At 69.2% G+C, this 11,474-nt stretch carries 11 protein-coding genes; 8 read left to right on the top strand and 3 right to left on the bottom strand.

Going from position 1 to position 11,474, the window contains the following annotated elements; genetic code table 11:
* Positions 1-229: 229 nt before the first annotated feature.
* The 6 genes from IPK27_12370 (at position 230) to IPK27_12345 (ending at position 6,337) form a co-directional block, all read left to right on the top strand.
* Complete coding sequence (locus IPK27_12370) at positions 230-745, top strand: hypothetical protein (protein ID MBK8068385.1); 516 nt, start codon at positions 230-232, stop codon at positions 743-745.
* A 27-nt stretch (positions 746-772) separates the two neighbouring features.
* Positions 773-1,543: a TPM domain-containing protein gene (locus IPK27_12365; GenBank protein ID MBK8068384.1), complete on the top strand. Its 771-nt coding sequence runs from the start codon at positions 773-775 to the stop codon at positions 1,541-1,543.
* A gap of 369 nt (positions 1,544-1,912) precedes the next feature.
* Positions 1,913-2,407 (top strand): hypothetical protein, encoded by a 495-nt coding sequence (locus IPK27_12360; GenBank protein MBK8068383.1) that lies wholly within the window; start codon positions 1,913-1,915, stop codon positions 2,405-2,407.
* A gap of 125 nt (positions 2,408-2,532) precedes the next feature.
* The gene (locus IPK27_12355) at positions 2,533-3,372 is read left to right on the top strand and encodes a hypothetical protein (protein ID MBK8068382.1); all 840 of its coding nucleotides are present in this window, start codon (positions 2,533-2,535) and stop codon (positions 3,370-3,372) included.
* Between the two features lie 251 nt (positions 3,373-3,623).
* Positions 3,624-5,057: a DUF4331 family protein gene (locus IPK27_12350; GenBank protein MBK8068381.1), complete on the top strand. Its 1,434-nt coding sequence runs from the start codon at positions 3,624-3,626 to the stop codon at positions 5,055-5,057.
* A 59-nt stretch (positions 5,058-5,116) separates the two neighbouring features.
* Entirely contained in the window at positions 5,117-6,337 is a 1,221-nt protein-coding gene (locus IPK27_12345; protein MBK8068380.1) for a hypothetical protein, read from the top strand.
* 15 nt (positions 6,338-6,352) lie between these two features.
* Here the strand turns inward: IPK27_12345 and IPK27_12340 are convergent, their stop codons facing one another.
* Positions 6,353-6,925: a hypothetical protein gene (locus IPK27_12340; protein MBK8068379.1), complete on the bottom strand. Its 573-nt coding sequence runs from the start codon at positions 6,923-6,925 to the stop codon at positions 6,353-6,355.
* A 133-nt stretch (positions 6,926-7,058) separates the two neighbouring features.
* Here IPK27_12340 and IPK27_12335 point away from each other — a divergent pair, with 133 nt between their 5' ends.
* Positions 7,059-8,075, top strand: a complete 1,017-nt coding sequence (locus IPK27_12335) for a GGDEF domain-containing protein (GenBank protein MBK8068378.1) — start codon at positions 7,059-7,061, stop codon at positions 8,073-8,075.
* Positions 8,072-8,653 carry a hypothetical protein gene (locus IPK27_12330; GenBank protein MBK8068377.1) on the top strand — a complete coding sequence of 194 codons (582 nt, stop codon included), beginning with the start codon at positions 8,072-8,074 and terminating at the stop codon, positions 8,651-8,653. Before IPK27_12335 ends, IPK27_12330 begins: the two co-directional genes overlap by 4 nt.
* Before the next feature lie 139 nt (positions 8,654-8,792).
* Here the strand turns inward: IPK27_12330 and malQ are convergent, their stop codons facing one another.
* The gene (gene malQ / locus IPK27_12325) at positions 8,793-10,361 is read right to left on the bottom strand and encodes a 4-alpha-glucanotransferase (GenBank protein MBK8068376.1); all 1,569 of its coding nucleotides are present in this window, start codon (positions 10,359-10,361) and stop codon (positions 8,793-8,795) included.
* Positions 10,358-11,473, bottom strand: a complete 1,116-nt coding sequence (locus IPK27_12320) for a hypothetical protein (protein ID MBK8068375.1) — start codon at positions 11,471-11,473, stop codon at positions 10,358-10,360. Before IPK27_12320 ends, malQ begins: the two co-directional genes overlap by 4 nt.
* Position 11,474: the final 1 nt, after the last annotated feature.

Genomic DNA, 11,474 nt, shown 5'->3' with positions numbered 1-11,474 from the left:
GCGCTGCAGGCCTGCTCTGCGACGGCTCGCCGCTGCGGGTGAACCCCCCAGCTCGCGCTGGGCGTCATGCCAGCGGCGGGATGTGGTCGCGCAGATCATGCGCTACACCGGCCTGCCGCAGAATTTCGATGGGTCGAAGGCCAGGTGCCGAACGCCGCGGCGGTGATCATGCTCGGGCCGGACAAGCTGCCGCGCCGGGTGATCGCCACAACCCGCAGTTCATGTCCGAGTGCGCGCGGCCACCGCCAACAACGACTGGGCGCCGATCAGCATCATGGCGCACGAGATCGGCCATCACCTGTCCGGCCACACCATCATGCCCGGCGGCAGCCAGCCGCCGACCGAGCTGGAGGCCGACAAGTTCTCCGGTTTCGTGCTGTACAAGATGGGCGCGATGCTGGCCGACGCGCAGAAGGCGATGAACACGCTGGTGCCGGAGCAGGACGGCAAGACTCACCCGGGCCGCAGCAAGCGCGTCCAGGCGATCCAGGAAGGCTGGACCCAGGCCTGCTCGCAGCAGTCCACCGACTGCAGCGGCGACAGCGTCGCCAGCACCGCGCCGGCCACGCCCGCCACGCCGCCGCCGGCGGCCGATGCCAAGCCGGCCACCGCGACCATCGCCGCCCGCAGCCGCCGGTCGAGGCGCGTCCGGCACCGCGGCGCCGTTGCCGGCAGCCGCCGCCGCGTCGATACCCTGCCGCTGCCGGATCCGGACGCGATCCCGGCCAAGTTCGATCGTTTGTGATGGACGAGACCGGCCTACTCGACCGCCGTGCGCGCGGACTTCGAGAAGCAGATGTACGACCATGCGCAGGCCAGCGGCGTCGAGATCGTCTCGCTGCTGGTCAAGGATCTGCATGGCCTGAGCGCCGACGACTACGCCGCGGCGATGATGCGCCAGCTGCGCGTGGGCAAGCTGGACGTGGGCAACGGCGCCGTGCTGGTGGTCGCCGCGGGGAGCAAGCAGGTCGGCGTGGCGCTCGGCGCCGGCGTGCACCTGGAGTTCCATGACCGCGTCGACAGCCTGAAGGAACGCCTGCAGTCCTACGCCGACAACTACGACGCCTGCCAGACCTGCCCGACCGGCTGGTCCGAGCAGTTCTTCTCCGCCGCCGACCACATCCGCCGCGACACCGGCGCTGGGAATGGGCGATCCGCTTCCAGAGCCTCCGGACAGGTCAGCGGCGCGCCGCCGAGTCCGAGAAGAAAATGCTCGAAGACCCGGCCGCCTACGATCCGGAAACTCGGATCCGGTCTGGCGCAAGATCGCGCGCGGATCCAGGGCAAGCTGGTCGCGCGCCAGCCGGCCGACCGCGACGGTCTGCGCATCAACGACGTCCACGAAGAAATCATCGGCGGCAGCGCGATGGAGATGCAGACGGCGGACGGCAAGCGGGTGGTGCTGTACGTCAACCCGCAGGTCGAGCAGATGATGAACCGCCAAGCTGGAGGAGGGGGCCGCAGCTACGCCTTCGTCGCGCGGCAGAAGAACACCGACTCGGACAGCATCCAGTTCGATCTGTTGAGCTACGACGTGCTCTGAGGCATCTGCTCCGGACGGAACAGTTCAACGCGGAGACGCCAAGGACGCAGAGGAACGCGGAGAAGAGCTTGCAGATGGTCTTCCTCCTGTTCTCTGCGTCTGCGGTGGGCGTTGTTGCCGGAAAAGTTCAACGCAAAGACGCAAGGTGCGCAAAGGAACGCAAAGGAGAGCCTGTTGATGCTTCTCTCCGAGTTCTCTGCGTCTGCGGTGGGCGTTGATGCAGGAAAAGTTCACCTGTTCAATGGAAAGACGCCAAGGACGCAAAGACGCAGAGAAGAGCTTTCTCATGCTTTTCTCCGAGTCCTCTGCGTCTCCGCGTTGAACCGGGTTCGGCGCGCGCGCGGCCGGGACTGTCGCATCATCCGTCGCATGACGACTCTTCGTTCCTGGCTGATCGCCACGCCGCTGCTGCTCGCCAGCGCAGCGGCGGGTGCCTGCGCCCTGAGCGCGCCGGATGTGATCCGTGCCGATGGCTTCGAGGACTGCGCGCGGGCGCAGTCGAGCTTCCGTCGGCTGACCGCGGACCTTGAGATCGGCGGCACCGCGCCGACCGTGGTACTGGCGCACAGCTTCACGCTGAGCGCGCCGACGCGGGTGCTGGCGGTGGCGGATGGCCGGCATTTCCCGGTCGACGCGCCAGCGGCCGCGTTGCGCATCCGCTTCGACGGCGACGAGTCGCAGTCCTCGGTGTCGCTGATGGACTGGGGCTCGTCGCAACGGCCGGTGATGCACGGTTTCAACGTCATCGCCGATGCCGTGCTGGGCGCCGGCACGCACACCGTGGACCTGGTCGCCAGCGCGCATCCCTCGCGGCCCGGGCGCTTCCGCATCGGTTCGGGCAGCGGGCTTTCGGTGCTGGTGTAGCCACTCTCGCAGCTGCAATCGAGTGCGCTGCCGGTGCCAGTGCGAACATCGACGTCACCACCTACGCACCTGCGCAGGGGATCGACGTCAACGAGGGCGACGGCGACCGGCCGCTGGTTCCGCTGTTGGCGCAGACCCTGCGCAACCCGGGATCGCGCACGCTGGATGTGGTCACGCTCGCCGCCGGGCGCGCATTCCATGCCTGCAACAGCGGCGTCGACAATGGCCATGGCGATGCGTTGCTCGGGCTGCGCGCTGCCGGCGTCTGCCAGGACACTCATTCGGCCGCATGGAGCGTCAACGACATCGACCCGGATGCCGAGAAGCAGGCGCCGATGATGCTGCATGGCGTGCAACGGTTGCTGCCGGGGCAGGCGCGCACGCTGGAGCTGGTGGCGAGCGAGCTGGCCTTCGGCAGCGACCAGGCCGGCAGCCCCAGCGGCCCGCACGAGAACGGTGTCTGCTGGGGCCTCGGCAGTGCACGCATGCTCAGCGCCAGTGGCGGTGGCGTGGCCGGCGCCGCCACCAGTGGCGCAGCGCAGTTCTGTGCCACCTACACCTGGCGCTGTGTCGCCACCACCCAGGGCGTCGCCGGCTGCCCGCCCGCCGGCAGCGACGTGGTGCTCGCCAGCGCCTGGGTGACGATTCCGCCGGGGCATGACGGCATCGTGCTGTTCAATGCGCGCACCCGGATCCAGGCCGGCAACGCGGACAGCTTCGCCACCGCGCTGCTCGGCATACGCGTCGACGGCCAGCCGGTCGCGGCGGTCGGCATGCAGCAACTCGCCGCGGGGGCTGCGCAGGCCAGCCGCACGCTGAGCGCCAGCTTCCTGAGCGCCCCCGACGCGCCGGGCGGTGTGCTGACCATGGGCCAGCACCTGGTGGAAGTGACGATCAATGTCAGCGGCAGCAACCTGCTGCACCCCGGCGTGCCGATGGATCTGCCGCTGACCTGGTTCGACTGACCGGTTTGCGCGCGTCGCTCGGTTTCTGTGGAGGGCAGCGGGCAGAGCCGACATGGGTGCTCGCCTGAACTACGTAGCCTGCCGCCGGGAACGGCATCGATCCCTGCCTCGCTGGGCTTCGCATCTTTGGTATCGGTGATGATTGGGGTCAGCTGAAAACAAATGCATCCAATCGACACTTTTCCGACGTAAGCTGTTCGACGGCGCGCACCCCCGCGCGCCGGCGCATAGCTCACTTCGAGGATCCTTCCATGTTCCGACGCTCGTTGCTGCTGCTCTGCCTGTGCGCGGGAACCGCACTGGCTGCCGACCATCGCGATGCCCCGATCGCCACCGGCGATCCGGCTGCCGACATCAACGACATTTACGCGTTCATGAATCCGAATGACCCCAACGAGGTCATCCTGGTCAACACGGTGGTCCCCTTCGCCAACTACAACTCGCGCTTCTCGGACGCGGTGGAATACAACTTCCACATCGACAATGGCGCCAGCGACGTGGTGGTCAGTTGCCGCTTCCTCGACCAGAGCAACCGGGTCAGCTGCAGCGGTCCGAGCGGCCTGGCCGCCAGCGGCGGCATCGAGCGCACGGTCGTTGGCAGCGGCATGCGCGTCTGGGCCGGCCTGCGCGACGACCCCTTTTTCTTCGACGGCCCCGCATTCCAGCGCACCCGCACCACCCTGGCGCCCGCGTTCACCAACCCGGGTGTCAATTCCTTCAATGGCAACACACTCGCGCTGGCCGTCGCGATCGACCGCTCCCGGCTCAACAACGGCGGCGCCAATCCGGTGCTGAAGGTCTGGGGTTCGACCCGTCGCGTCGGCGAAACCGGAATCAGCCCGGGATTCACCGGCCTCTGGTTCGACGCCAGCAAGCCAGGCTATGGCGCCCACATCGAAGTGCTCGCGCCGGCGACGGCGGGCGGCCCCGACCGCGTGGCGATGGCATGGTACGTCTACAACGCCACGGGCGAGCAGCGTTGGATTGTCGGTGAGGGTACGATCAGCGGCGACACCGCAACCATCCCGGCGGCGGTCTACACCACCGGTGGCCTGTTCCCGCCCAACTTCAACCCGAGCCAGGTCAGCACCCGCGCCTTTGGCCGCATCACCTTCCGCTTCAGCAGTTGCAACAACGCGGTGGTGACGTGGTCCGGTGCGCCGGCGGAGTTCGGCACCAACGAGGGCAATGTGGCACTCACCCGCCTCACCCAGATCAAGGACCAGCCCTGCACCTTCTACACCGCTGGCCAGGTCGACCGCATGGGACGCCCGGGCATCAACACGGTGCTGATCAATGTGCTGCCCAACACCGGCACCGCGCTCAAGGATGCCTACAACCGCGCCGCCGACCGCAGCACCTGGGCGGGTCTGTTCCAGGCGGAGATGCAGAGTAACCTGGCGGCACTCGACACGCTCGATGGCACCACCGGCAATGCACTGCTTCCGGCAGCCACGCTGGCCAGCGTGCTGGTCGACGACCGCTTGCTCATCGACACCTCCAAGCCCCAGTGCGATGCCTACCTCGCGGTCGAGCTCGGTGCGCCCGGCTGTGGTGGACGTACCCTCGCCCGCGATGTGATCGACGACTCGCTCGGCGCCATCGTCGGCCCCGGTGTCAGCGACAACGTGCCCAACGACAGCGTGTTCCTGAGCGACTTCCCGTTCCTTGGGCGACCGCTCTGAGATCGACCGGGGGCGCGGACCCGATACGCGCCCCCGCGCTGTCCCTCAGGAGACAAGGCATGTTTCGGACGTTGATCGCTGCCACCACGCTGGCGCTCGCTGCGTGCGTGACGCAACCACCCATGATCACCCAGCAAGCGACGGGCCCATCGGGATATCCGCTCAGCCCGCAGCAGCGGGTCACCACCGCGGCGGAGATCTACCACGCCAACCTCGATGCGCGGATCGACGTGCTTTCGGACAATCTGCAGGACACGATGGCGCGCGCCGAACTGGCAGCCGCCCTGCTGCTGCGCTTTCGCGTGATCGGTCGCATCGAGGACGGCGAACGCGCGCTCGCGCTGGCGCGGGAGGCCGCCGCCGCAGCCCCCGGTGACCCCGCGGTCCAACGCGTGAACTTTGCAGCCCTGTCCGCCTTCCACCTGTTCGATCAGGCGCAGGCCAGCCTCGCTCGGCTGGAAGCGGCCGGCGCCGATGGGCGCAGCCTGCAGCGTGACTTGCGACTCGCGCGCGGCGACTACGCGCCGCTGGAGCCCGACTTCGTCGAGTCGCGCCTGCCCGTGGCCGACTTCTACGAACTCGCCAGTCGCGCGGACCTCAGGCTGATGTCCGGCGACCCGGCGGGCGCGGCACAATGGTATCGCGCGGCTCAGGACCTCTACACCGATGTCGATCCGCTGCCGCTGGCGTGGTTGTACACCCAGCAAGGCATCGCGCTGCTGCGTCACGGCCAGTGCGCGCGGGCCCGCGTCTTCTTTTCAGCCGCCCTGGCGCGCCTGCCGCGTTACTACCTCGCGGCCGAGCACCTCGCCGAATGCGAGGCAGAACTGGGTGAGCTCGAGGCTGCGCGCAGCCGCTATCTGGCCGTCATCGAACAGACCGGGAATCCCGAGTTCCTGGCTGCGCTCGCCGCGGTCGAGGTGCGGCGCGGAGACGCGCGCGCCGCTGGTGCGGCACGTGAGGCTGCCCACGCGGGCTACCGCCAGTTGCTGGCGCGCTGGCCCGCCGCGTATGCGCAGCACGCCGCCGAGTTCTACCTCGACGATGGTCAGGTCGACCGGGCGCACGCGCTCGCGCTGCGCAACCTCGAGTTGCGCCAGGACATCGGCAGCCTGATCCTGCTGGCGCAGACCGCGGCGGCTAGCGGTGATCTCGCGCTGGCCTGCGAGAGTGCGGTGCGGGCGCGCGCGACCGGCCTGCGTCCGCCGGAGCTGTCCGATCTGGATTCGCTGGCGGTGCGCTGCCCGGCCATCCCCCAGGCGATCAACCGTGCGGGCTGAAACGGTAGCGCAGCCTCAGTCGCTCGCGCCCCACGGCACTGGCGGCGCTGCCACCTCGCGGGTGAGATCGAAGCTCACGCGGAACAGCCGTCCGGGCCGGGCCAGTTCGTAGACGAAGGCCTCCGGGGTGATCTCGACCGCCCAGACATTGGTGGTCGATACCGTGCGCCCCTCGCGTTCGAACAGGGAGATCGACTCGGCGTCCACCGGGAATTCCTGGCGTGTGGCGCTGCCAGAAGCGCGGGTGTCGCCGCCGTACATTGTCGTTGCATCCGGGCTGCCATCGGCGTGGCGGTGATCGTGTTTCAGCCGCAGGCCTGTAGCGGTGCGGGTGAACACCCAGGTGCGCGAATGGTCGTCGCCGACATGGAACGGCACGCGGATCTCGTCCTCGCCGCATTCGCGCACCTGCATGACCAGCGGCTTGCCGAGGAAGGGATCGGCCGGATCTTCCGGCGTGTTGGCGACGATCTGGCCGGCGAAGGACTTGCCGCACAGCGCCTTGAGCGCCGCATGAAAGGTGTCGAGGTCGGCGGCCGCCGCCGGCGTCAGCGCGGAAAGCAGCCACAGCAACAGGGTGCGGTGCATCAGGGGCTCCGGAAGATCGGGACCTCCGGAGCCTACGCGAGCCCTGCCGGCAGAGCCATGCCGTCACGCCACCGGGCGGGCGTCGGCGTGCTTCAGGCACGTAGTAAGATCGACGCCGCGACAGGGGAGTTCGATGCCGACGCCACGCGATTCCTATTCGGTGCTGCGCGACCGGCTGCGCTGGCGCGTGGCAATGCTGCTGGCCATGCTGATCGCGCTGCTGATGATCGCGCTGGGGCTGCTCAACAACAGCCTGGGCTTTCACGACACCGCACTCCTGGCCTGGGGGATTCTGGGACTGGCTTGCGGGCTGCTGGTCACGCTGGCCTTGCTGCCGCGCGCGCTCGGCGCGAATGTGTTCTTCGCCACCATCGCGCTGGCGCTGGTCGCGGTGCTGGCGCTCGGGCTTTCCATCGAGCGCTCGATGCTGCACTGGGCCTATGTGTTCCCGCCGGTGGTTGCTTTCGTGCTGCGGCCCGCCTGGGCTCTGCTGGCGATGGTGGCCTTCGGTGTCTACGCCAGCCTGATCGGCCTGCGCATGATGGCGCCGATCGACGTGACCCGCTTCGCCAGTGGCTACGGCCTGCTGGTGTGTTTCACCTATACCTACGCGCTGCTGCAGGAACGCGCGGCGGCGATGCTGCGCTACCAGTCGGACCACGATGTGCTCAGCGGCTGCCTCAACCGGCGCACCTTCAATGAGGCGATCGCCGCACTGGATCTGTCAGCCACGCGCTGCACTTTCCTGCTGATCGACCTCGACCACTTCAAGCAGATCAACGACGAGCGCGGCCACCTGGTTGGCGATCGGGTGATCACCGCGGTGGCCGACCGATTGCGCGGGGCGCTGGCGGCGCATGACCGCCTGTACCGTTACGGCGGCGAGGAGTTCGCATTGATGCTCGCGGGTCAGGACGAGGCGCAGGGTATGGCGCTGGCCGAGCGCCTGCGCCATGCCGTGGCGGCGGCCGAAGTGAGTGGCGTCCAGCTGACGGTGAGCGTGGGTGTGGCCTGCTGGACCGCGCGCGCCGGCAGCGTCACCCAAGCCATCCGCGACGCCGATCGTGCGCTGTATGCCGCAAAGCACGCCGGCCGCAACCGCGTGGTGGCGGCCTCCCACCTGGGGCCGGATCCGGGAGAAGGCCGATGAATCACCGCAGCGTCTTCGGCATTGCCTGCTGCTTGCTCGGTTCTTCTTTGGCCTCAGCCGGATCACCGTTGCGCACCCCGCTGTCCGGTGGCTGCACGCTGGAAGCGGATGTGCGCCGCGACGAGCGTTCCGCCTGCCTGCGCCTGCGCTGCGACAGGCAGCCCGCGCAGACCCTGGCCTGCGATGTCGCCGCGTTGCACCAGATCGACCAGATCATCCCCTCGGCCGATGGCCGGTGGCTCGCCGTGCTGTCGGTCGGCGAAGGCCACCCCTGGCTGGAGATCGTCGACTTGCCCGCACTCCGCCGCGGCGAGTACCGCGCGGCGTGCAGCGTCAACCCGTATCCCGGCGTGTTGTCGCTGGATGCCTGGCTCGGCGAAACGCTGCGGATCGGCAGCGATGTCGATTTGCGCCTGGCGCCGGAACAGCGCGCCGACAGCGCCGGCGGCGAGTTCGGCACGGGTGCTGGCGCGGCGTGTCGCGGACGGCCCAGGCTGCGGCGGTGTCGGGCCGCAGAGCTGGCGCCCCGAGACCCGTGGCTGCAGCGGCCTGGATCGGCAAGCGCTGGCGGGCGATGAGCTGCGTGGGAGAGGCGATTCAGCCCGATCTTTCCCCATGGCCGCAAAGGCGGAAAGATCGGCGACCCACGCGACTCCCCCGTCGGCTCGTAGCAGGCCCCCGGCGTGCGAGCTTCGCTGCCGACAACCGCTCCGCCGCTCAGGCCGCCTTGGCCTGCGCCTGCGCCGGCGCGATGGCCGGCTGCTGGCCCGGCAGCCGCAGCAGCTCGAAGGGGCCGCGGCCGCTGGCGGCGGTGATCAGGCCGAGCACGCGCGCCGGTTCGGAGCCGACCATGTCCCAGGTGAAACGCCAGCTCCAGTTGTGCCCACCCATCGTGCCGGGCGTGTTCATGCGATGGCCGCCGTCCAGGCCCAGCGCGTCCTGCAACTGGCAGACGGCGATGTTGGCCACCGAGTTGCAGCAGGCGCGGATCATCGCCCAGTGCACATCCTGCGCACCGGTGGCGAGGTAGCTGCCGGCGTAAGCGCGCTCGCGCGCGGTGGCCTTGTGCCACCAGCCGCGCACGGTGTCGTTGTCGTGGGTGCCGGTGTAGGCCACGCAATGGCGCACGTAGTTGTGCGGCAGGAACTCGTCGGAGGCATCCGCGCCGAAGCCGAACTGCAGGATCTTCATGCCCGGGAAGCCGCAGCCGTCGCGCAGTGCGATCACGTCCTGGGTGATCAGCCCGAGGTCCTCGGCGACGATCGGCAGCTCACCGAGTTCGGCACTGATGGCATCGAACAGCGCCTTGCCGGGGCCGGTCACCCACTCGCCTTCCTCAGCCGTCGGGCAACTGGCCGGGATCTCGTAATAGCCAGCGAAGCCGCGGAAATGGTCGATGCGAAACACGTCGGCCTGATGCAGCGCGCGCTTCAGCCGCGCGGTCCACCAGGCGTAGTTCTCCGCCGCCATCCGATCCCAGCGGTACAGCGGGTTGCCCCAGCGCTGCCCGGTCGGCGCCATCGCATCCGGCGGGCAGCCGGCGACCACCGTCGGCTGGAAGTCGGCATCCAGGTAGTAGAGGTCCGGGCGCGCCCAGCAGTCGGCGCTGTGGTGGGCGATGAAGATCGGCAGATCGCCCATCAGCGCCACCTTGCGCTGGTTGGCGTAAGCCTTGAGTGCGCTGGACTGGGTGTCGAAACACCATTGCACGAAGGCCCAGAAACGGATCTCCGCGGCGTGCTGCGCGCGCGCAGCGGCCAGCGCGGCGGGCACGCGGTCGCGCAGTTCGGGGCGCCAATGCCACCAGGCGGCGCCGCCGTGCGCGTCCTCCAGCGCCATGAACAGCGCGTAGTCGTCCAGCCAGGAGGCGTTGTCCGCGCACCAGCTGTCGAAGGCCGCGCGCTCGGCGGCGCTACCTTGCGCGAAGAAGCCGCGCGCCGCCTGACGCAGTTGCGCCAGCCGCCAGGGCACCACACGCGCGTAGTCGACGCGGGCGCTGTCGAAGCCGCCTTGCGGCAACTCCGGCGCCGCCAGCCAGCCGGCCGCCACCAGCGGCTCGAGTGCCACCATCAGCGGGCTGCCGGCGAAGGCGCTCACGCTCTGGTACGGCGAATCGCCGGGGCCGATCGGGTTGATCGGCAGCCATTGCCACAGATGCTGGCCAGCGCTCACCAGCCAGTCGACGAACTGGTAGGCGCCGGGGCCAAAGTCGCCAACGCCATGCGGGCCGGGGAGGGAGGTCAGGTGCAGCAGCACGCCGGCGCTGCGCTGGTGGAGGTCGATCATTCCGACACCTCGGTCAGGGGTTTGCGCACCAGCACCAGCAGCGCATGCGCCGGTGCCAGCAGATGGGATACGAATACGGGAACCGGCCCGACTGCGTGTGGCGATTCGGGCAATGGCAGGCGCTCGCCGCTACTGTCGAGCAGCGCCCACCAGTGCTCGCCGTGCAGCGCGAACTCGACTTCGATCGGCGCCGGGTTGAACAGCAGCGCCAGGCGCGCGTCCGCCTCGCCGGCCGGGTACAGCTCGCAGGCGAAGGCGCGCAGATCGCTGTCGTGCCAGTCGTGCAGGCTCATCTCGCGGCCGGACGGCAGCAGCCAGCGCACGCGCGCACGCGAGGCGTCTTCGGCGCCGGCGAACCACTGCGGATGGCGCAGCAGCGGCTCTGCCCGGCGCAGCGCCAGCAGCGCGGCGACGAACGCGCTGTCGTCCTCCTCCGCGTTCCAGTCCAGCCAGCCGGTCGGGTTGTCCTGGCAATAGGCGTTGTTGTTGCCGCGCTGGCTGTTGCCGTGCTCGTCGCCTGCCAGCAGCATCGGCGTGCCCTGCGCCAGCGCCAGACTGGCGAGCATCCCGCGGCGCACGCGCCGGCGTTGCAGCGAGGTCAGCGGATCGGTGGTGAAACCTTCGATGCCGAAGTTGTCGGCCGGCTCGTCGTCGCGGCCGTCGCGGTTGTCTTCGCCGTTGGCGTGGTTGTACTTGACTCCGTAGGACACCACGTCGGTCAGCGTGCGCCCGTCGTGCGCGGCGATGAAATTGACGCTCGCCTGCGGCCGCCGCAGGCCGTGGTGGAACAGATCGCTGGAGGCAAGGAAACGCCGCGCGAACTCGCCGCGGGTGCAGCCGCGCGGCAGCCAGTAGCGGCGCACGCTGTCGCGGAAGCGGTCGTTCCAGTCGAGGAAGCGTCCGGGGAAGCGCCCCACCTGGTAGCCCTGCGGCCCGCAGTCCCAGGGCTCGGCGATCAGTCGCACCTGCGAGAGGACGGGATCCTGGCGCAGCGCCACGAAGAAGGGTGCATCCGGATCGAAAGCCTCGCGCGTACGCCCGAGCACGCTCGCGAGGTCGAAACGGAAGCCGTCGACGCCCACCTCCACCCAGTAGCGCAGCGAGTCCAGCACG

Source organism: Rhodanobacteraceae bacterium, from assembly GCA_016713135.1.
GTDB lineage: Bacteria > Pseudomonadota > Gammaproteobacteria > Xanthomonadales > SZUA-5 > JADKFD01.
The sequence above is the reverse complement of the archived record's forward strand: the minus strand, read 5'-3'. Positions and strand labels throughout refer to the sequence as shown.

Coding starts and splice junctions, on each gene's coding strand:
- IPK27_12360 (MBK8068383.1), top strand. CDS start 1,913: ATGACGACTCTTCGTTCCTGGCTGATCGCCACGCCGCTGCTGCTCGCC.
- IPK27_12350 (MBK8068381.1), top strand. CDS start 3,624: ATGTTCCGACGCTCGTTGCTGCTGCTCTGCCTGTGCGCGGGAACCGCA.
- IPK27_12345 (MBK8068380.1), top strand. CDS start 5,117: ATGTTTCGGACGTTGATCGCTGCCACCACGCTGGCGCTCGCTGCGTGC.
- IPK27_12340 (MBK8068379.1), bottom strand. CDS start 6,925: ATGCACCGCACCCTGTTGCTGTGGCTGCTTTCCGCGCTGACGCCGGCG.
- IPK27_12335 (MBK8068378.1), top strand. CDS start 7,059: ATGCCGACGCCACGCGATTCCTATTCGGTGCTGCGCGACCGGCTGCGC.
- IPK27_12330 (MBK8068377.1), top strand. CDS start 8,072: ATGAATCACCGCAGCGTCTTCGGCATTGCCTGCTGCTTGCTCGGTTCT.
- malQ (MBK8068376.1), bottom strand. CDS start 10,361: ATGATCGACCTCCACCAGCGCAGCGCCGGCGTGCTGCTGCACCTGACC.